The sequence below is a fragment of the Streptomyces sp. C1-1 genome (assembly GCF_050214755.1).
Classification (GTDB): Bacteria; Actinomycetota; Actinomycetes; order Streptomycetales; family Streptomycetaceae; genus Streptomyces.
In genome coordinates this window covers 7,509,425-7,528,786 of record NZ_CP189826.1, presented here as the reverse complement: position 1 = coordinate 7,528,786, position 19,362 = coordinate 7,509,425, and the positions used below count along the sequence as shown (strand labels likewise).

Below are 19,362 nucleotides of genomic sequence, written 5' to 3'. Positions count from 1 at the left end.
CCGTGCCTTCCGCCGTCGTCGGCGACCTCAGGCCTTGCGTGCCCGTGTGGTCTTCTTCGCGGGCGTCGCCTTCTTCGTGGCCGTGCTGTCGGCGGTCTTCGCCGTCGTGGCCCTGGTCGTCGCGGCCTTGGCCGTCGCCGTCCTGTTCGCCGTCGACTTGGCCGCGACCGTCTTCTTCGCCGCCGTCCTGCGTGGGGCCTTCACCGAGGCCGCGTCGCTGATCCGGTCGGCGCCGAGGATCTCGCGCAGGAACTTGCCCGTGTGGCTGGCCGGGACTCCGGCGACCTCCTCGGGCGTGCCCTCGGCGACGACGAGTCCGCCGCCGGCGCCGCCCTCGGGACCCATGTCGACGAGCCAGTCGGCGGTCTTGATGACGTCGAGGTTGTGCTCGATGACGATGACCGTGTTGCCCTTGTCGACCAGGCCGGACAGCACCTTGAGCAGCTTGCTGATGTCCTCGAAGTGCAGACCGGTGGTCGGCTCGTCGAGGACGTAGACGGTACGTCCCGTGGAGCGCTTCTGCAGCTCGCTGGCAAGCTTCACACGCTGTGCCTCACCACCGGAGAGGGTGGTCGCGGACTGGCCGAGGCGGACGTAGCCGAGACCGACGTCGTTCAGCGTCGTGAGGTGACGGTTGATCGCCGGCACGGCCTCGAAGAAGTTCATCGCCTCCTCGATGGGCATGTTCAGGACCTCGGCGATGGACTTGCCCTTGTAGTGGACCTCCAGGGTCTCCCGGTTGTACCGGGCGCCGTGGCAGACCTCGCACGGGACGTAGACGTCCGGGAGGAAGTTCATCTCGATCTTGATCGTGCCGTCGCCCGCGCAGTTCTCGCAGCGGCCGCCCTTGACGTTGAAGGAGAAGCGACCGGGCTGGTAGCCGCGGACCTTCGCCTCGGTGGTCTCGGCGAACAGCCTGCGGATGTGGTCGAAGACGCCGGTGTAGGTCGCCGGGTTGGACCGCGGGGTGCGGCCGATGGGCGACTGGTCGACGTGCACGACCTTGTCGACGAGGTCGTCGCCGTCCACGCGCGTGTGCCTGCCGGGGACGTTGCGAGCGCCGTTCAGCTCGCGGGCCAGGTGCGTGTACAGGATGTCGTTGACCAGCGTCGACTTGCCGGAACCGGACACACCGGTGACGGCCGTGAAGACACCCAGCGGGAACGAGACGTCGATGTCCTGCAGGTTGTTCTCGCGGGCACCGTGCACGGTGAGCCGGCGGGAGGGGTCCTGCGGGCGGCGGATGTCGGGCAGCGGGATCGACTTCTTGCCGGACAGGTACTGGCCGGTCTGCGACTCGGCGTTGGCGAGCAGCTCCTTCAGGGAGCCGCTGTGCACGACCTTGCCGCCGTGCTCGCCCGCGCCTGGGCCGATGTCGACGACCCAGTCGGCGACCTTGATGGTGTCCTCGTCGTGCTCGACGACGATGAGCGTATTGCCCATGTCGCGCAGCCGGACCAGGGTCTCGATCAGCCGGTGGTTGTCGCGCTGGTGCAGGCCGATGGACGGCTCGTCGAGGACGTACAGGACGCCCACGAGGCCGGAGCCGATCTGCGTGGCCAGGCGGATGCGCTGGGCCTCGCCGCCGGAGAGCGTGCCGGCCGCGCGGTTGAGGGAGAGGTAGTCCAGGCCGACGTCGACCAGGAAGCGCAGCCGCTCGTTGACCTCCTTCAGCACGCGCTCGGCGATCTTCTTGTCGCGGGCGGTCAGCTTCAGCTCGCCCAGGAAGTCCGCACAGTCGCTGATGGACATCGCCGAGACCTCGGCGATCGACTTCTCCATGATCGTGACCGCGAGGACGATCGGCTTCAGGCGCGTGCCCTCACAGGTGGGGCAGGGCACCTCGCGCATGTAGCCCTCGAAGCGCTCCCGGCTGGAGTCGCTCTCGGCCTCGCTGTGCCGGCGCTTGACGAAGGGAACGGCGCCTTCGAAGGGCGTCGTGTACACGCGCTCGCGGCCGTAGCGGTTGCGGTAGCGGACCTCGATCTGGGTCTTGTGGCCGTACAGGAGGGCCTTCTTGGCACGCTGCGGCAGGCCGGCGAAGGGGATGTCCGTCCGGAAGCCCAGCGCGTCCGCCAGGGCACCGATGAGGCGGCCGAAGTAGTCCTTGGTGTGCCCGTGCGACCAGGGGTGGATGGCGCCCTCGTCGAGGGACTTGTCCTCGTCCGGGACGATCAGCTCCGGGTCGACCTCCATGCGCGTGCCGATGCCGGTGCACTCGGGGCAGGCGCCGAAGGGCGAGTTGAAGGAGAAGGAGCGGGGCTCGAGCTCCTCGAAGGACAGGTCGTCGTACGGGCAGTACAGGTGCTCCGAGTACATGCGCTCGCGCTCGGGGTCGTCCTGGGGCAGGTCGACGAAGTCGAGCACGACCATGCCGCCGGACAGGCCTAGGGCGGTCTCCACGGAGTCGGTGAGGCGGCGCTTGGCGGAGTCCTTCACCGTGAGGCGGTCGATGACCACCTCGATGGTGTGCTTCTCCTGCTTCTTCAGCGTCGGCGGGTTGGAGAGCTGGACGGTCTCGCCGTCCACGCGCGCCCGGCTGTAGCCCTTGGTCTGCAGGTCGGCGAAGAGATCGACGAACTCTCCCTTGCGCTCCCGCACCAGCGGCGACAGTACCTGGAAGCGGCTCCCCTCCGGCAGCTCCAGGACCTTGTCCACGATGGCCTGCGGCGACTGGCGGGAGATCGGTCGGCCGCACTCGGGACAGTGCGGCTTGCCGATGCGCGCGAAGAGCAGCCGGAGGTAGTCGTAGACCTCGGTGATCGTGCCGACCGTCGAGCGCGGGTTGCGCGAGGTCGACTTCTGGTCGATGGAGACGGCCGGCGACAGACCTTCGATGAAGTCGACGTCCGGCTTGTCCATCTGGCCGAGGAACTGCCGGGCGTACGAGGAGAGCGACTCCACGTAGCGCCGCTGCCCCTCGGCGAAGATGGTGTCGAAGGCCAGCGAGGACTTGCCCGACCCCGACAGGCCCGTGAAGACGATGAGCGAGTCGCGCGGCAGGTCGAGCGAGACATTCTTGAGGTTGTGCTCGCGCGCGCCACGGACGATGAGACGGTCGGCCACGCCGGTCCGCACCTTTCTTGAGAGAAGTGACAGGGGCGAGGCCCCCGTGTCTTCTCACACTAGGGGGAGCCACTGACAACGCCGGTCGGATTCCGGGTTGCATAACAATCCCCGGCCATCCAGCATGCCCGACGCCGCTCTCGACCATATAGCACGTGCTTTCGATTTACGGCACTGCTTCACCACCTTCACCCAAAGGTGTGGCGAGACTAGGGTCAGCACCATGATTGATCACGGTCATGACCTGGCGTCTGTACGTGACGCGACGGACCGGCTGCTCACCGCAGCCGCCGAACTGGACAACGCGTCGGTGGCCGAGCCGTCACGGCTGCCGGGCTGGACCCGCGGCCACGTCCTCGCGCACCTCGCCCGCAACGCCGACGCCCTCGTGAACGTCCTGGAGGGCCGCCCGATGTACGTCTCCGGGGAGGCTCGGGACGCCGACATCGAGCGGGACGCGCCGCGCCCCCTGGAGACTCAGCTCGCCGACCTGCGCCAGAGCGCGGCCCGCTTCCAGGCGGCGGGGGCGGCACCCGCGGACTGGTCGCGGACGGTGGAGCTGCGCAACGGGGTCACCGACTCGGCGTCGCGGGTGCCGTTCCGGCGTTGGGCGGAGGTCGAGCTGCACCACGTGGACCTCGGTATCGGATACGAGCTGGAGCACGTTCCGGAGCAGTTCACGGAGCGGGAGATCGCCTTTCTCGCCGACCGCTTCTCGGGCCACCCGGACGTGCCGCCGACGCGCCTCACGGACGGTACGCGCGCGTGGCGCACCGGCCGGGAGGCGGCGGACGCGGAGATCACGGTCACGGGTCCGGCGCCCGAGCTGCTGGGCTGGCTCGCGGGACGCCGGGGCGGCTCCGGGCTGACGGTGCGGGGCGGCTCGCTCCCCGGACTACCGCCGCTGTAGCAGCCGGGGTCCCTCGGGCGCAGGCGCGACCTTCGGCGCCCTCCCCCGCTATAGGCTGACGGCCATGACGTACAGCGGACAGGTGAAGGTCGGCGGCCCGGCGGACGTGCACGAGCTCAAGGACCTGATGATCACCAAGATCGCGGTCGGCCCGATGGACAACAACGCCTATCTGCTGCGCTGCCGGGCCACGGACGAGCAGTTGCTGATCGACGCGGCCAACGACGCGGACACCCTGCTCGGCATGATCGGTGACGACGGCATCGCCTCCGTCGTCACCACGCACCAGCACGGGGACCACTGGCAGGCGCTCGCCCAGGTCGTCGCGGCCACCGGGGCGCGCACGTACGCGGGCCGGGACGACGTCTCGGGCATCCCGGTGCCGACCGACGTCCCGGTCGACGACGGCGACACCATCCGGGTGGGGCGGGTGGAGCTCACCGCGCGCCATCTGGTCGGGCACACGCCGGGCTCGATCGCGCTCGTCTACGACGACCCGCACGGGCATCCCCATGTGTTCACGGGCGACTGCCTCTTCCCCGGCGGGGTCGGCAACACCCGTAAGGATCCGAAGGCGTTCGCGAGTCTGATCCACGACGTCGAGACGAAGATCTTCGCCGTGCTGCCGGACGAGACCTGGGTCTACCCGGGGCACGGCAACGACACGACGCTGGGCGCGGAGCGGCCCCAACTGCCGGAGTGGCACGCGCGCGGGTGGTAGGGGTCGCGAGACGGCGCACAGGGGCGGAGGGCCGATGGTCCTCCGCCCCTGTGCGCCTCGGCCCGCTTGCCGCCTCGAGAGGACGGGCCCGTGACCCATGGGAGTCATGGCGTACAGCGCGCGGAACGGCGAATGCGTCACGCACCCGGAGCCGACGTACCGCCCTCCCTGGGCCGAAGTCCCGCGCGCCCGCGCCGAGTCGGCGCACGCGCCCCGTGTGAACCGTTCACACGCGCCGGTGGCCTGCGCGCGCTCCCGGCGCACTTGGTTGCGCAGTCAACTGGAAACCGCCCCGTTCAGGACGACGGCTCCTGCGCGGTACGGGCCGCCGGTCTTTCCAACCCCGCCCTCGGCCGGCGGCCCCGGCCTTGCGCCGCGTATGGCCGGTGCGTGTTCACAGGAATGCAACACCCGTTCCCAGTATGCGGACAGTTGCCGACGTGACCTCGACAAACGAGACGTCGGGCTGTCAATCTCCCGCCATGCACCTTGCCCCTCGCGCACTGCGCCGCGCCGTCGCCGCGGCAACCATCGCCCTGCTCGCCACGGCCGTCGGCTGCGCGCCGCAGCCGGAGGAGAAGGCGAGCGACAACGCCTCGGGTTCGGCGGGCAGCGCCTGCGCCAAGGGCAAGTTGGCCACCAAGACCTCCGGCAGGCTGACGATCGCCACCGACGAGCCCGCGTACGAGCCCTGGTTCAAGGACGACAAGCCGGCCAACGGCAAGGGCTTCGAGTCGGCGGTCGCGTACGCCGTCGCCCAGCAGCTCGGGTACGGCAAGAACGCGGTCGTCTGGCAGAGCGTTCCCTTCAACAAGGCCTTCGCTCCCGGCGAGAAGACATTCGACTTCGACATCAACCAGGTGTCGATCAGCGCCGAGCGCAAGAAGGCCGTGGACTTCTCGTCCGGCTACTACGACGTGCGTCAGGCCGTCATCGCGCTCAAGGGCAGCAAGGCCGCCAAGGCGACCGGCATCGCGGATCTGAAGGGCCTCAAGCTGGGCGCCCAGGTCGGCACGACGAGCCTGAACTACATCAGCGACGTGGTGAAGCCGTCGCAGCAGGCGGCCGTGTACTCCAAGAACGACCAGGCCGTCTCCGCGCTCAAGAACCGTCAGGTCGACGCGATCGTCACCGACCTGCCGACCGCGTTCTACGTCACCGCGGCCCAGGTGACCGACGCCAGGATCGTCGGCCAGTTCGAGAACCAGGGCGCCACGCCCGAGCAGTTCGGGCTCGTCCTCGACAAGGGCAGCGCTCTCACGTCGTGCGTGTCGTCGGCCGTGGACGCCCTTCGCGAGGACGGCACGCTGGCGAAGCTGGAGAAGCAGTGGCTGTCCGACGCCGTCGACGCTCCGGTGCTCAAGTGACGCTCCTGAAGGACGACTCGGGCCGGGAAGACGCGGACGGCAGGGGAGGCACGCCGGGCGCGGACGACGCGTACGTCCCCTCGGAGCGGCGTCTGGACCGTGAGCGCCACAAGCGTGCCCGCGCCCGCCGCGCGACGGCCATCGCCGCACTGTCCACCCTCGTCACGGCCGTCGTGCTGTACGTGGTCGTGGTCAACGCGCCCGGCTGGCCGCGCACCAAGGAGACCTTCTTCGACGCGCACTACGCGCGCGAGGCGTTGCCCAAGGTGCTCGAAGGGCTGTGGCTCAACGTCCGGCTGCTGCTGATCTGCGGCGTGCTGGTGCTGGTCCTGGGCATGCTGATCGCCATCGCGCGCACCCTGCCCGGGCCGGTGTTCTTCCCGTTGCGGGTGCTCGCGGCCGCGTACACGGACTTCTTCCGCGGTCTGCCGCTGATCATCAACCTGATGATCGTGATCTTCGGCGTGCCCGCGCTGCGTCTGCAGGGCGTGACCGTCGATCCGGTGCTGCTCGGCGGTACGGCACTGACGCTGACGTACTCGGCGTACGTCGCCGAGGTGTTCCGGGCCGGCATCGAGTCCATCCATCCCTCTCAGCGGGCCGCGGCCCGCTCACTGGGCCTCACCAACCGGCAGGCACTGCGGTACGTGGTCCTCCCCCAGGCCGTACGCCGCCAGGTGCCGCCCCTGCTGAACGACCTCGTGTCCCTCCAGAAGGACACCGGTCTGGTGTCGATCGGCGGCGCGATCGACGCCGTGCGGGCGGCCGACATCGTCGCGCAGCGCAGCATGAACTACACGTCGTACATCGTCGCGGGCCTGGTCTTCGTGGCGCTGACGATCCCGATGACGCGCTTCACGGACTGGGTGACGGCGCGGATGGACCGGCAGCGCGCCCAAGGAGGAGCGATATGAGCGACGCCCCCGTGCTGCGCATGGAGTCCGTGCGCAAGACGTTCGGCGGCTCCGTGGTCCTGCGGGACGTCGACCTGGAGGTCGCCCCGCACACGGTGACCGCTCTGATCGGCGCCTCCGGTTCGGGCAAGTCGACACTGCTGCGGTGCGCGAACCTGCTGGAGGAGATCGACGACGGGGCGATCTGGCTGGACGGCGAGGAGATCACGGACCCGCGCGTCGCCCAGGACGCGGTACGGCGCCGTATCGGCGTGGTCTTCCAGGCGTACAACCTGTTTCCGCACATGACCGTGCTGGACAACATCACCCTCGCTCCGCGGCGGGTCCACGGCGTGTCCCGCGAGGAGGCCGAGGAGCGTGCCGGAGAGCTGCTGGAGCGGCTCGGGCTCGCCGAGAAGGCCCACGCGTACCCGGACCGGCTGAGCGGGGGCCAGCAGCAGCGTGTGGCCATCGTGCGCGCTCTCGCCGTGCGCCCCCGGCTGCTGCTGCTCGACGAGATCACCGCCGCCCTCGATCCGGAGCTCGTCGGCGAGGTGCTCACCGTCGTGCGCGACCTGAAGGACGACGGCATGACCATGGTGCTGGCCACGCACGAGATGGGCTTCGCCCGGGACGTCGCCGACCAGGTCTGTTTTCTGGACGGGGGCGTCGTCCTGGAGCGCGGGACGGCCGAGCAGGTCTTCGGCGACCCGCAGCAGGAACGCACACGGCGTTTCCTGCGACGGATCGTCGAGGCGGGGCGCCTGTAAGGGACGCCCTCCTGGCGAGCGGGAGTTGCGCCACGAGCGGGGCTTGCACCGCGAGCGGTGGTTACGCCTCCGCCTGTGCCGGCCCCGCCAGTGCCGCCACCCGCTCCACGCCGAAGACGTATCCCTGCACACCACAGCCGGCGATGACCCCGTCGGCGCGCAGGGACACGTAGGAGTGGTGCCGGAAGGACTCTCGCTTGTGGATGTTGGAGATGTGGACCTCCAGCACGGGCAGTCCGTCACAGGTGTTGAGCGCGTCCAGGATCGCCACGGACGTGTGCGAGTAGGCGCCGGGGTTGATGACGATCCCGCAGTGGTTCAGCCGTGCCTCGTGGATCCAGTCGACCAGTTCGCCCTCGTGGTTGGACTGCCGGAAGTCCACGGTGCCGCCGTGCGCGGCCGCGGCCTTGGCGCACAGGGCCTCCACGTCGGCCAGGGTGTCCTTGCCGTAGATCTCGGGCTGCCGCTGGCCGAGCAGGTTCAGGTTGGGCCCGTTGAGGATCATGATCGGGGCGTTGGCCAGGGTGCGGGGCACGGTTCCTCCGGTCCGGTCGGATAGGGCGATCCACGGGGACCGCTGTTCGGACCCGGTCTATCACGGCACCCCGGGAGCGGGACTGCCGGGACGTTTCTACGGGTTGATCGCGAGTTCCAAGTAGGCCGCGAACAGCACCAGATGCACGCCTCCCTGCAACGGGGTGGCCCGTCCGGGCACCACCGTCAGGGAGGCCACCACCACGGTCAGGGCGAGCAGCACCATGTGCGTGGCGCCGAGTCCGAGGACGAGGGGGCCGGAGAGCCATACCGAGGCCAGGGCGACGGCGGGGATGGTCAGGCCGATGCTCGCCATGGCCGAGCCGAGCGCGAGATTCAGGCTGGTCTGCACGCGGTCCCGCCGGGCGGAGCGCAGTGCGGCGATGGTCTCGGGCAGCAGCACCAGCAGGGCGATGATCACGCCGACGACGGCATGGGGCAGTCCGGCGGCCTCCACACCGGACTCGATCGTCGGGGACACGCCCTTGGCGAGGCCGACCACGCCGATCAGCGCGAGGCCGAGCAGGCTCAGGCTGATCCACGCGGTCCGGGCGGTGGGTGCGTCGGCGTGGACGTCGGCGGTGATCACGTCTCCCTGGCGGGTGATGGGCAGGAAGTAGTCGCGGTGCCGCACCGTCTGGGTCGCGACGAACAGGCCGTAGAGGATCAAGGAGGAGATCGCGGCGAAGGTGAGCTGGATGCCGGAGAATTCCGGGCCGGGCTTGCTCGTGGTGAACGTCGGCAGGACCAGGCTGAGCGTGGCCAGGGTGGCGACGGTCGCGAGGGCGGCGCCGGTGCCCTCGGGGTTGAACACCGCGGTGCCGTGCCGTAGCGAGGCGACGAGCAGACAGAGGCCGACGATGCCGTTGCAGGTGATCATCACGGCCGCGAAGACCGTGTCCCTGGCCAGGGTCGAGCCCTTGTCGCCGCCGTCCGCCATCAGAGTGACGATGAGGGCGACCTCGATGATCGTGACGGCGACCGCGAGGACGAGGGAGCCGAAGGGTTCGCCGACCCGGTGGGCGACCACCTCGGCGTGATGGACGGCGGCCAGCACGGCCCCCGCGAGGACCAGCGTCACCAGCGCCACGACCGCGCCGGGAAGGTCGCGCCCCCAGGTGAAGATCAGCAGGACGACCGCCAGAACCGGCACGAGAGACGTCCACTGTGTGGTGAGCGACCCGAGCCGAGCGCTCATGGAGCGATCCTCGCAGTGGGGCACGGGCCCCGCATTCCGGTGGTACGGGGCCCGCATCGCGTCATTTGAGCTGTGTCATCTCCTGGACGTCGCAGTCGGTGAAGGACGGCGGCCGGGTGCACAACGCGGCCATCCGCTCGGCGAACTTGGTGGTCTCGGGGTCGTTGCTGTTGGCCATCGCCTGCTCGTACGAGTCGAACTCGATCACCACGAGGTAGCGGTTCGGCCGGTTCCTGTCCTTGAGGATGAGGCGGTGCGTGGGACCGCCGCTGCGGCCTGCGAAGCGCTGGTCCATCTCCTCGCCCAGCTTTCGCAGTTCCTCGATGCGGTCGGTCTCGAAGTCGACGATCTGTACGAACTTCTCCGGTGCGTCCACGGGTTCCTCCACCGGGCCATGGCTCTCCCGGGGTGGGATCGCCTGGCAACCAACGAAACACCGGGAGCGATATGTTGCAATTCATCCCGCCTCGCTCCCGGTGCTGGTTGTTCCTACGTCGGTCGTGCTCAGACCTGGACGCCGTCCTTCGGAGCGCCTTCGCTCCCGGCCCGCGCCGCCTCGGCCGCCGCCTGCTTCTTCGAAGCACGCAGGCTGGTGATCGTGATGACGATCAGGACCGCGCAGATCACGCCGAGGGAGACCGGTATGGAGATCTCCGGCACATGGACGCCGGACTCGTGCAAGGCGTGCAGCACCAGCTTGACGCCGATGAAGCCCAGGATGATCGACAGGCCGTAGCTGAGGTGGACCAGCTTCCGGAGCAGGCCACCGATGAGGAAGTACAGCTGCCTGAGGCCCATCAGAGCGAAGGCGTTGGCGGTGAAGACGATGTACGGGTCCTGGGTGAGGCCGAAGATCGCGGGGATCGAGTCGAGGGCGAAGAGGACGTCCGTGGTGCCGATCGCCAGCATCACGACCAGCATCGGGGTCATGACCCGCTTGCCGTTCTGCTGGATCCACAACTTGGTGCCGTGGTAGCGGTCGGCCACGCCGAAGCGGCGCTCCGCGGCCTTGAGGAGCCTGTTCTCCTCGAACTCCTCTTCCTCCTCGTCGGCCCGGGCCTCCTGGATCAGCTTCCAGGCCGTCCAGATGAGGAAGGCGCCGAAGAGGTAGAAGACCCAGGAGAAGCTGGCCAGGATCGCGGCGCCCGCGGCGATGAAGATCGCGCGCAGGACCAGGGCTATGAGGACGCCGATCAGCAGGACCCGCTGCTGGTACTGCGAGGGCACGGCGAACTTCGCCATGATCAGGACGAAGACGAAGAGGTTGTCGACGCTCAGCGACTTCTCGGTGATGAAGCCCGCGAAGAACTCGCCGGCGGGCTGTCCGCCCGCGAAGACGAACAGGCCGAGCCCGAAGAGCCCGGCGAGGGCGATCCAGACGATCGTCCAGATCCCCGCTTCCTTGATCGACACGTCGTGCGGTTTGCGACCGATGAAGAAGTCGAGCGCGATCAGGGCGGCAAGGCCCACGATGGTCAGAACCCACAGGTTCACGGAAACATCCACTGCGCCTCCGGCAGGACGGAACGGCCAATTACCAGCGTCGTCGCGCTGCCGGAGGTCTCTTCCACCCACGGTGGGCCGGCGCCCCGGGATCCGATCGGATCCGTATTGACGGGTACGCCGCAGTCGACAGGGAGTACTCCCCTCCGTGGGAACAACCGTACCCGAACCACCAAGGAAAGGTAAAGCGATTGGCAAAAGAAAGGTCAAACTAGCAGCTCAGGACCGCTTTACGTGTACTTGGTACGGGCTGCCGCCACCAGAGTCAGCACCTGCTGGAGGATCTGGCTCCCGGGCGGTACGAGCGCGGGCTCGTACGTCCAGGCGTGGCCGACCCAGGGGTCGGCGAGGTGGTCGTCGGGCACCGGTGTCAGTCGCAGCAGCGAACGCCACAGCGGGTCGAGCAGGGGCCCGTAGCTCGAGGCCTCCTCCCGGTCCGCGACCATCATCAGGTGGACGCCGACGGCGGGGCCCTCGTCCGCGAGGTAGCGCAGCTGGTTCACGGCCCGGTCGTCGAAGCCGTGCGGGAAGTCGTTGACGATCAGCAGCTGCTCCGCCGTGTCGAAGCCGGGCGGCAGCGAGTCGGCGGCGCCGCCGCGCACCGCCATCTGCACCAGGTCGACGCGCTCGGTGAGGCGGCCGAGGACGTCCGCCACACCCGCGGCTCCCAGGGCGGGCGGGGCCGCGAGCACACCGGTCCTCACCAGCGGTGCGAGCGCCTGCGCGCCCGAGCCTGCCGGATCGACGACATGCACGGTGAACTCGCCGGCCGGATAGACGGCCAGCAGACGCGACGCGAGCGCGACCGCCGTCTCCATGGCCAGGTGCGCCAGTCCCGCGCCGTCGGCGAACGACTCGTCGTACAGCTCTGAGCGTCCGCTGTCGATCCACAGGCCGCGTTCCAACGGCAGTCGCACCAGCATCGGAATGCGCAGCAGCCCGCTCTCCGGCAGATGGAGATCGCCCACGCGTACGGCCATCGGGATCTCCATCGGCACCCGGTAGCCGTGCCACACGGGGTTGTCCCAGCGCGCGTACGCGGGCGGCAGCGCGGGCTCGACGACATCGGCCTCGGCGGCGAGCTGGGCGAGGTCGCGGTCCAGGGCCGCCCGGGCCTGGTCGACGAGGTGCGCGTGCTTGGCCTGCGCCGTCTCCCGCGCGGCGTCGCCCTGTCCGCCGATCCTGCTGCGCGGGTCGGACAGGGCCTGGTCGAGCTCCTTCTCCATACGGGAGTCGGCGAAGTCGACGGCGCTGCGGTAGGCGGCCGTCGTACGGGCCAGGTCCTCGAACATGCCCCAGACCTGGTTGTAGAGCCGCTCGTCCATGGACCAGCCGGTCGCGTCGCCCGCGACCGGCTGCGCGGGCTGTCCCGGCGCGGCCGGGGGCGCCGTCGGGACGGGCGGGGGCGGTGCGGCGGGCCTGCGGCCCGGGTGGCTGTAGTCGATGGGGCCGGAGGCGTTGGTCGCGGGCGGCTGGGCGAGGGCCGAGGCGTCCGGGGGCGTGAGGCCCTGCGGCACCGTGGGCAGCCCGGCGCCGGGCGCGGTCGTGCCCTGCGGGCCGTAGGGAGAGGCATGGGGTCCCGCGGCCTGTCGCGTTCGGTCGCCGTCCGCCGTCCGCTGCGGGGGTGCCGGGACCGAGCGGGCCAGGCTCTGGGCGACCGCCTCTTCGATGTGGCCCGCGAGGTGGTGGGCCTCGGGCAGGCCCTGGTCGGTGAGGAGTTCGGCGAGACCGCCGGCGTATCCCTGTCCGACGGCACGCACCTTCCAGGCGCCCTGCCGGCGATAGAGCTCCAGGGCCACGACGGCCGACTCGGCGTCCAGACCGGTGATCGTGTAGGTGGCGACCTCGGTGCCGTCGAGGCCGGTGACGGCGACGAAGGGGGCGGCCACGGCGCCGAAGCGGGCCGGGCCCGCGCCGCCCACCGTGGGCAGCGCGAGCAGCACGTTCACCCGGTGGACGGCCTCCGGCATGGCGTCCAGGTCCACCGCGAGACGGTGGTCCGCGGCCGCCTGCCGGGAGACCTCCAGGCCCGGCAGGGTCGGCGCACCCGGGTGGGCCACCCATTCGGTGCTGCGCGCCTTGCCGTTCTCGTCGCCGAGCGTGGCCGAGGCCACGACCGGCGCGCCGGCCGAGACCCGGATCTCGAGTCGGGCCTGGGAGAGCGGGTGGTTCTGCCCCCGCACCAGCTCGGCCGCCATCGCCCTCGTCCCCCTGTGTCGCCGGTGTGCCGTGTGTCGCTCGTCGGGTGGTCCTACAGGACCGGCAGGATCGTCGGCATCAGGTCCTGGAAGGTGCGGCCGTTGGCCGGGGCGCCGATGGCCGTCATCGTCCAGCCCGCGCCCGAGCGGTGCACCTTCGCCATGATCTGGGCCGTGTAGGCGCCGCCGCCCGCGAGCGTGTAGCGGGCCAGCTCCTGGCCGTTGGTCTCGTCGACGAGGCGGCAGAAGGCGTTCTGCACCTCCTGGAAGGTCTGTCCCGTGAAGGAGTTCACGGTGAAGACGATCTGGTCGATGTGGACCGGGACGCGCGCGAGGTCGACGAGGATCGCCTCGTCGTCGCCGCCCTGGCCGACACCGCCGACGAGGTTGTCGCCGGTGTGGCGCACGGAGCCGTCGTCGCTCACGAGGTGGCGGAAGAAGACGACGTCCACGGGCTGCTTGTCGGCGAACAGGACGGCGGAGGCGTCCAGGTCGATCTCCCGCGTACGCGAACCGAACAGGCCGCGCCGGGGGGCCGCCTGCCAGCCGAGACCCATGCGCACCGCGGTCAGGCTGCCCCCGTCGTTCTTCTGCAGACTGATGGCCTGACCCTTGGTCATGTTGACGGTCACGCGCTGATTCCCCTCTCGAGCTGTCCCCTGTTGCCGCGGAGTCCGCGGTTGAGCAGAACCCTACGCAGGGGGACCGACAGTGCCGTACCCCGGCTCCCGGTTTGTGTCGGTGTTGCAACACAGTCGGCGGGCCGGGGCAAGGGGGGACCGACGAGGTCAGGCCAGTCCCGCCTCCTTCATCTGGCGCAGCTCCTTCTTCATCTCCGAGACCTCGTCGCGCAGTCGGGCGGCGATCTCGAACTGCAGGTCCGCCGCGGCGGCACGCATACGCGCCGTCATCTCCTCGATCTGCTCGGCGAGTTCGGCCGCGGGGCGGTCGGTCGGGACCGTCTCCTTGGCCTTGCCCTTGGCGGACTTGGCACCGCCGGCGGCCTTCCCGCCCAGCGCGGGCACGGGTGCCTTGGCGCCCTTGCCGTCCTTGGACTTGCGGTAACCGCTGCCGAGCAGCTGCTCGGTGTCGACGTCCTCGCGGGCGATCTGCGCGACGATGTCGTTGATCTTCTTGCGGAGCGGCTGGGGGTCGATGCCCCGCTCCTTGTTGTAGGCGACCTGCTTCTCCCGGCGGCGGTTGGTCTCCTCGATGGCCTTCTCCATCGCCGGGGTGATCTTGTCGGCGTACATGTGGACCTGGCCGGAGACGTTGCGCGCCGCGCGGCCGATGGTCTGGATCAGGGAGGTGCCGGAGCGCAGGAAGCCCTCCTTGTCGGCGTCGAGGATCGCCACCAGGGACACCTCGGGCAGGTCGAGTCCCTCGCGGAGGAGGTTGATGCCGACCAGGACGTCGAACTCGCCGGAGCGCAGCTCGCGCAGCAGCTCGACACGGCGCAGGGTGTCGACGTCGCTGTGCAGGTAGCGCACCTGGATGCCGAGCTCCAGGAAGTAGTCCGTGAGGTCCTCGGCCATCTTCTTGGTGAGGGTGGTGACCAGGACCCGCTCGTCCTTCTCGGTGCGGGTGCGGATCTCGTGCACCAGGTCGTCGATCTGGCCCTCGGTGGGCTTGACGACGACCTCCGGGTCCACGAGGCCAGTGGGGCGGATGATCTGCTCGACGACGCCGTCCCCGCGCGAGAGTTCGTACTTGCCCGGGGTCGCCGACAGGTACACCGTCTGTCCGATGCGCTCCTGGAACTCCTCCCACTTCAGTGGGCGGTTGTCGAGGGCGGAGGGCAGGCGGAAGCCGTGGTCGACGAGGGTGCGCTTGCGGGAGGCGTCGCCCTCGTACATGGCGCCGATCTGCGGCACGGTGACGTGCGACTCGTCGATGACCAGCAGGAAGTCGTCCGGGAAGTAGTCGAGCAGGGTGTTCGGCGGGGAGCCGGGCAGGCGGCCGTCGAAGTGCATCGAGTAGTTCTCCACACCCGAGCAGGAGCCGATCTGGCGGAGCATCTCGATGTCGTACGTGGTCCGCATGCGCAGCCGCTGGGCCTCCAGGAGCTTGCCCTGCTTCTCCAGCTCGGCCAGGCGCTCGCCGAGCTCCTTCTCGATGTCGTTGACGGCCCGCTCCATGCGCTCCGGTCCCGCGACGTAGTGGGAGGCCGGGAACACGTACAGGTGCTCGTCGTCGCTGATGATCTCGCCGGTGAGCGGGTGCAGCGTGGAGAGGGCCTCGATCTCGTCGCCGAACATCTCGATGCGGACGGCGAGCTCCTCGTAGACCGGGAAGATCTCGATCGTGTCGCCGCGGACCCGGAAGGTGCCGCGGGTGAACGCCAGGTCGTTGCGCGTGTACTGGATGTCGACGAAGCGGCGCAGCAGCTGGTCGCGGTCGATCTCGTCGCCGACCCTGAGGGGGACCATGCGGTCCACGTACTCCTGCGGCGTGCCGAGGCCGTAGATGCAGGACACCGAGGCGACCACGACGACGTCGCGGCGGGTGAGCAGCGAGTTCGTCGCGGAGTGGCGCAGGCGCTCGACCTCCTCGTTGATCGAGGAGTCCTTCTCGATGTAGGTGTCCGACTGGGGGACGTAGGCCTCGGGCTGGTAGTAGTCGTAGTACGAGACGAAGTACTCGACCGCGTTGTTCGGCAGCAGCTCGCGGAATTCGTTCGCCAGCTGGGCGGCCAGCGTCTTGTTCGGCGCCATCACGAGCGTGGGGCGCTGGAGCTTCTCGATCATCCACGCGGTGGTGGCGGACTTGCCGGTGCCGGTCGCGCCGAGCAGGACGACGTCCTTCTCACCGGCCTCGATGCGCTTGGCCAGGTCGGCGATGGCCGCCGGCTGGTCGCCGCTGGGCTGGTAGGGGCTGACGACCTCGAAGGGCGCCACCGTGCGTTCGATGTTGGAAACGGGCCGCATGGCATCCACCGTACGACCCCCCACTGACAATGCGGTCCGATCAGCGGTTCTGCGGGGTGCGGGAGCCGCGGCGGCCCAGGGGCCGGACCGGTCGGTGGGGGTGGTGGGCCGGGTGGTGCACGGAGGGGTGGGCCGGCACGCCCGGCTTGTGCTCGACGGGGCTCCAGTCGGGCTTGCCCATGACCATCAGCGGGTCGAACATCACCACCACCGCGGCGATCAGGAGGAAGGCGAGCGGGCCGATCAGCATGGGCCACAGCAGGGCCGCGGGCGACTCGCCGGAGGTGGGGGCGGACATGCCATGGAGGTGGACGGTGAGGGCGGCCATGCCCGTGTAGTGCATGCCGCTGACGGCGAGACCCATGACGAGGCTCGCGCCCACGCTCCACAGGAACCCCCGGACCTGTCCCGCTGCCCACAGGGCGGCGGTGGCGGCGCACATCGCGATGACGACGGAGGCTGCGACCGTGAACGTGTTGTACTCCAGCTTTCCGTTCAGGCGCATGGCGGCCATGCCCAGGTAGTGCATCGACGCGATACCCAGGCCGGTGATCGTTCCGCCTGTGAACAGGGCGGTCCCCCTGGCGCCGCGGTATCCGACGATGAAGATCCCCACCCCCACCATCACGATGGCGACGCCCAGGCTGGCGAACGTCATCGCCTTGTCGTAGTGGATGGGCGCCTGCCTGACCGTGAACCCCATCATGGCGACGAAGTGCATGGTCCATATGCCGGAGCCGATCGCGGCGGACCCCAGGGCGAGCCAGGCGGGGCGCGATGTATGTGTAACGAGCATGGATCTGGTGGTGCAGCGCAGGCCGAGGGCGCCACCGAGGCAGGCCATGAGGTAGGCCACCAGCGGTGTGACGAGTCCGTAGCTGAATCCGTCGACCGTGCCTTGCATGCGCGGCTGCCCTTCCCGCCCTTTGCGTACCGGAATTTCTTGAATGCGCCCCTCCCGCGACCTACCGAGCGGTCAGGGGTGAGGCAGAGAGTATGACCCCCACCGGAATGGTCGAACGATTTTCCGGCAAAGAAACACGTCGTTGCCCCAGTTGTGCGGCACCGGTGAGCGGACTTGGGCAACTCCATTCAATGTGTGTCCATTCTGTACCCCGGTGTCGTTTACTCTCTGCTGTCAGAGTTGAGCTGTACGTGATCGCTCGACGCGAGGAGTGCGTATGTACGCGCGCGCAGTTGTCGCCATCGTCACCGCGCTGCTGGGGGTCGCCGCCTTCCTGCTGCCCGGTTCCGACGCCCGGGCGGGCGTCGGCGAGCCGCCTATGGTCATCGCCCACCGGGGTGCCTCCGCCTATGCCCCGGAGAACACCCTGGCCTCCATCGACAAGGCGGCCCGGATGGGCTTCTCCTGGGTCGAGAACGACGTTCAGCGCACCAAGGACGGCGAGCTCGTCGTCCTCCACGACGACAGCCTGCAGCGGACGACCGACGTGCAGGAGGTCTTCCCGCACCGCGCGCCCTGGAAGGTGAAGGACTTCACCGCGGCCGAGATCGCGCGCCTGGACGCCGGCGCCTGGTTCGCGCCCCGGTACGCGGGCACGCGCGTGCCGACCCTGGAGCAGTACATGCGCCGTGTCGAACGCAATCACGAGAAGCTGCTGCTCGAGATCAAGAACCCGCAGCTGTACCCGGGCATCGAACGGCAGATCCTCAAGCTGCTGGGCAACGACGGCTGGCTGGACCGGCCGCACCTGGCCGACCGGCTAGTCGTGCAGAGCTTCAGCGCGGACAGTCTGCGGATCGTCCACGACCTGAAGCCCGCGGTCAGGACGGCCTACCTCGGTGCGCCGACAATCGCCCACCTGCCCGAGTACGCGGCGTTCACCGACGGGATCAACCCCTCTCTCGCTTCGGCCTCGGCGGGCTACGTCTCCACGGTGCACGCGTTCAGGGGGCCGCACGCCAAGCCGCTGTCGGTCTTCGCCTGGACCGTCGACGACGCGGACGCCGCCCGCCGGGCGGCGCGGTACGGGGTCGACGGCGTCATCACCAACAGGCCCGACAGGGTCCGGGCGGCACTGCAGTCGCCCTGAGCGGCGGCCGGGCGGGCGTTGTCAGTGCCGGGCCGTACGGTGGGCGCATGGACAGCGATGGGCGGTACGAACAGCAGGTCGTGTGGGCGGTGGTCGGCACCGGGATCGGTCCGCTGCTGCTCGCCGCGACCCGCGAGGGTCTGGTCAACGTCGTGTTCCACGCCACGGACGCGGTGCGCGACAAGGCGCTCGAGCGGCTCCGGTCGCGGCTGGGCGGCGAGCCTGTCGAGGCACCCGACTCGCCCCTGCTGGCCGAGGCGATACGGCAGGTGGAGGCGTACTTCGCGGGCGAGCGGCACGACTTCGACCTGCCGCTGGACTGGTCGCTGATCTCCGGCTTCAACCGGCAGGTGCTGCGCGAGCTGGCGTCCGGGGTGCCCTACGGCGCCGTCGTCGGCTACGGCGACCTGGCCGGGCGGGTGGGACAACCGGGCGCGGCGCAGGCTGTGGGGGCGGCGATGGGCTCCAACCCGCTGCCGGTGGTGGTGCCCTGCCATCGGGTCGTGGAGAGCGACGGGGGCATCGGCGGGTTCGGCGGCGGGCTGGAGACCAAGCGGAAACTGCTCGCCCTGGAGGGTGTGCTGCCCGAGCCGCTGTTCTGATCCGCCCCTCTTCCCTGACGCGACCGGTCGGGCGGCCCGAAAGGGGTACGCGAAGGGTGGCCGGGAGAGTGCGGCGGTAGCAGACTCGACCATGCGCACAGCCACTGGCATCCGAGGGCTCGGAAGCCGAAGGGACGGCGATCACGCATGAGGTGGACGCGGCGGTCGACGCCATCGGCTTCGAGGCCCGGGCCCACGGCCCGGATGCCCGGGAAGCTCCGGCCACGGTCCTCAACTCGCTGATGCCGATCACCCACGCGGGCGGCGCCCTGGGCATCCCGGGGCTCTACGTCACGGACGACCCCGGCGGGGTCGACGAGGACGCGAAGTCGGGGACGCCGAAGGTGCGGCTGGGCCTGGGCTGGGCCAAGAGCCACCGCTTCACGACCGGACAGTGCCCGGTGATGAAGTACCACCGGAACCTGATGCGGGCGATCCTGCACGAGCGCGTGCACACCGCCAAGGCGGTCAACGCGACCGTCATCGGCATCGAGGACGCGCCGCGCGGCTACGCCGAGTTCGACCAGGGCGCCCGCCGCAAGTACGTGCTGAACCCGCATGGGGTGCTGGACGGCGAACAGCCCGTGTGAGGCCGCCAGACGGGAGGAGCGGTGCCCAG

At 69.7% G+C, this 19,362-nt stretch carries 17 protein-coding genes; 8 read left to right on the top strand and 9 right to left on the bottom strand.

Translation table 11 applies throughout. The features are described from left to right. Positions 1 to 27: 27 nt before the first annotated feature. Complete coding sequence (uvrA, locus tag ACQF4J_RS34165; RefSeq protein ID WP_351561738.1) at positions 28 to 3,066, bottom strand: excinuclease ABC subunit UvrA; 3,039 nt, start codon at positions 3,064 to 3,066, stop codon at positions 28 to 30. A gap of 223 nt (positions 3,067 to 3,289) precedes the next feature. Between uvrA and ACQF4J_RS34160 the strand changes: the two genes are divergently transcribed. From ACQF4J_RS34160 to ACQF4J_RS34140, 5 genes are all read left to right on the top strand, one after another. After that, positions 3,290 to 3,976 carry a maleylpyruvate isomerase family mycothiol-dependent enzyme gene (locus tag ACQF4J_RS34160; protein ID WP_351561741.1) on the top strand — a complete coding sequence of 229 codons (687 nt, stop codon included), beginning with the start codon at positions 3,290 to 3,292 and terminating at the stop codon, positions 3,974 to 3,976. A gap of 64 nt (positions 3,977 to 4,040) precedes the next feature. Further along, a complete protein-coding gene (locus ACQF4J_RS34155) occupies positions 4,041 to 4,697 on the top strand; it encodes an MBL fold metallo-hydrolase (protein ID WP_351561744.1) in 657 nt (218 codons plus the stop codon). Positions 4,698 to 5,179: 482 nt separating this feature from the next. Beyond that, entirely contained in the window at positions 5,180 to 6,064 is an 885-nt protein-coding gene (locus tag ACQF4J_RS34150) for an ABC transporter substrate-binding protein (protein ID WP_427167567.1), read from the top strand. Further along, positions 6,061 to 6,978: an amino acid ABC transporter permease gene (locus ACQF4J_RS34145; RefSeq protein WP_427167566.1), complete on the top strand. Its 918-nt coding sequence runs from the start codon at positions 6,061 to 6,063 to the stop codon at positions 6,976 to 6,978. The genes ACQF4J_RS34150 and ACQF4J_RS34145 overlap by 4 nt, the downstream gene beginning before the upstream one ends. Further along, positions 6,975 to 7,727, top strand: a complete 753-nt coding sequence (locus ACQF4J_RS34140) for an amino acid ABC transporter ATP-binding protein (protein WP_427167565.1) — start codon at positions 6,975 to 6,977, stop codon at positions 7,725 to 7,727. The genes ACQF4J_RS34145 and ACQF4J_RS34140 overlap by 4 nt, the downstream gene beginning before the upstream one ends. 61 nt (positions 7,728 to 7,788) lie before the next feature. Here ACQF4J_RS34140 and aroQ read toward each other — a convergent pair whose 3' ends face one another. From aroQ to ACQF4J_RS34100, 8 genes are all read right to left on the bottom strand, one after another. Then, positions 7,789 to 8,262 carry a type II 3-dehydroquinate dehydratase gene (gene aroQ / locus ACQF4J_RS34135; RefSeq protein ID WP_272175572.1) on the bottom strand — a complete coding sequence of 158 codons (474 nt, stop codon included), beginning with the start codon at positions 8,260 to 8,262 and terminating at the stop codon, positions 7,789 to 7,791. A gap of 96 nt (positions 8,263 to 8,358) precedes the next feature. After that, positions 8,359 to 9,459 carry a calcium:proton antiporter gene (locus ACQF4J_RS34130; RefSeq protein WP_351798573.1) on the bottom strand — a complete coding sequence of 367 codons (1,101 nt, stop codon included), beginning with the start codon at positions 9,457 to 9,459 and terminating at the stop codon, positions 8,359 to 8,361. A 61-nt stretch (positions 9,460 to 9,520) separates the two neighbouring features. Continuing rightward, positions 9,521 to 9,835, bottom strand: a complete 315-nt coding sequence (locus ACQF4J_RS34125; protein WP_351561756.1) for a hypothetical protein — start codon at positions 9,833 to 9,835, stop codon at positions 9,521 to 9,523. Between the two features lie 128 nt (positions 9,836 to 9,963). Beyond that, positions 9,964 to 10,965, bottom strand: a complete 1,002-nt coding sequence (locus ACQF4J_RS34120; protein ID WP_427167564.1) for a TerC family protein — start codon at positions 10,963 to 10,965, stop codon at positions 9,964 to 9,966. Positions 10,966 to 11,192: 227 nt separating this feature from the next. Beyond that, the gene (locus ACQF4J_RS34115) at positions 11,193 to 13,160 is read right to left on the bottom strand and encodes a TerD family protein (protein ID WP_427167563.1); all 1,968 of its coding nucleotides are present in this window, start codon (positions 13,158 to 13,160) and stop codon (positions 11,193 to 11,195) included. Between the two features lie 53 nt (positions 13,161 to 13,213). Next, positions 13,214 to 13,792 (bottom strand): TerD family protein, encoded by a 579-nt coding sequence (locus tag ACQF4J_RS34110; RefSeq protein WP_351561769.1) that lies wholly within the window; start codon positions 13,790 to 13,792, stop codon positions 13,214 to 13,216. A gap of 156 nt (positions 13,793 to 13,948) precedes the next feature. Continuing rightward, positions 13,949 to 16,087: an excinuclease ABC subunit UvrB gene (gene uvrB / locus ACQF4J_RS34105; RefSeq protein ID WP_351561772.1), complete on the bottom strand. Its 2,139-nt coding sequence runs from the start codon at positions 16,085 to 16,087 to the stop codon at positions 13,949 to 13,951. Positions 16,088 to 16,127: 40 nt separating this feature from the next. Next, complete coding sequence (locus ACQF4J_RS34100) at positions 16,128 to 16,991, bottom strand: MHYT domain-containing protein (protein WP_351561775.1); 864 nt, start codon at positions 16,989 to 16,991, stop codon at positions 16,128 to 16,130. 277 nt (positions 16,992 to 17,268) lie between these two features. Between ACQF4J_RS34100 and ACQF4J_RS34095 the strand changes: the two genes are divergently transcribed. The 3 genes from ACQF4J_RS34095 to ACQF4J_RS34085 all read left to right on the top strand — a co-directional run bounded on the left by ACQF4J_RS34095 (position 17,269) and on the right by ACQF4J_RS34085 (position 19,333). Next, positions 17,269 to 18,141 (top strand): glycerophosphodiester phosphodiesterase family protein, encoded by an 873-nt coding sequence (locus ACQF4J_RS34095; RefSeq protein WP_427167561.1) that lies wholly within the window; start codon positions 17,269 to 17,271, stop codon positions 18,139 to 18,141. Positions 18,142 to 18,188: 47 nt separating this feature from the next. After that, the gene (locus ACQF4J_RS34090; protein WP_351561781.1) at positions 18,189 to 18,743 is read left to right on the top strand and encodes a methylated-DNA--[protein]-cysteine S-methyltransferase; all 555 of its coding nucleotides are present in this window, start codon (positions 18,189 to 18,191) and stop codon (positions 18,741 to 18,743) included. Between the two features lie 152 nt (positions 18,744 to 18,895). Beyond that, the gene (locus tag ACQF4J_RS34085; protein ID WP_351561784.1) at positions 18,896 to 19,333 is read left to right on the top strand and encodes a hypothetical protein; all 438 of its coding nucleotides are present in this window, start codon (positions 18,896 to 18,898) and stop codon (positions 19,331 to 19,333) included. Positions 19,334 to 19,362 lie beyond the last annotated feature (29 nt).

Excerpts from the sequence above, each read along its gene's own strand:
- ACQF4J_RS34150 (WP_427167567.1), top strand. The coding sequence starts at position 5,180 with ATGCACCTTGCCCCTCGCGCACTGCGCCGCGCCGTCGCCGCGGCAACC.
- ACQF4J_RS34090 (WP_351561781.1), top strand. The coding sequence starts at position 18,189 with ATGGACAGCGATGGGCGGTACGAACAGCAGGTCGTGTGGGCGGTGGTC.
- ACQF4J_RS34155 (WP_351561744.1), top strand. The coding sequence starts at position 4,041 with ATGACGTACAGCGGACAGGTGAAGGTCGGCGGCCCGGCGGACGTGCAC.
- ACQF4J_RS34130 (WP_351798573.1), bottom strand. The coding sequence starts at position 9,459 with ATGAGCGCTCGGCTCGGGTCGCTCACCACACAGTGGACGTCTCTCGTG.
- ACQF4J_RS34115 (WP_427167563.1), bottom strand. The coding sequence starts at position 13,160 with ATGGCGGCCGAGCTGGTGCGGGGGCAGAACCACCCGCTCTCCCAGGCC.
- uvrB (WP_351561772.1), bottom strand. The coding sequence starts at position 16,087 with ATGCGGCCCGTTTCCAACATCGAACGCACGGTGGCGCCCTTCGAGGTC.
- ACQF4J_RS34160 (WP_351561741.1), top strand. The coding sequence starts at position 3,290 with ATGATTGATCACGGTCATGACCTGGCGTCTGTACGTGACGCGACGGAC.
- ACQF4J_RS34140 (WP_427167565.1), top strand. The coding sequence starts at position 6,975 with ATGAGCGACGCCCCCGTGCTGCGCATGGAGTCCGTGCGCAAGACGTTC.
- ACQF4J_RS34100 (WP_351561775.1), bottom strand. The coding sequence starts at position 16,991 with ATGCAAGGCACGGTCGACGGATTCAGCTACGGACTCGTCACACCGCTG.
- ACQF4J_RS34095 (WP_427167561.1), top strand. The coding sequence starts at position 17,269 with ATGTACGCGCGCGCAGTTGTCGCCATCGTCACCGCGCTGCTGGGGGTC.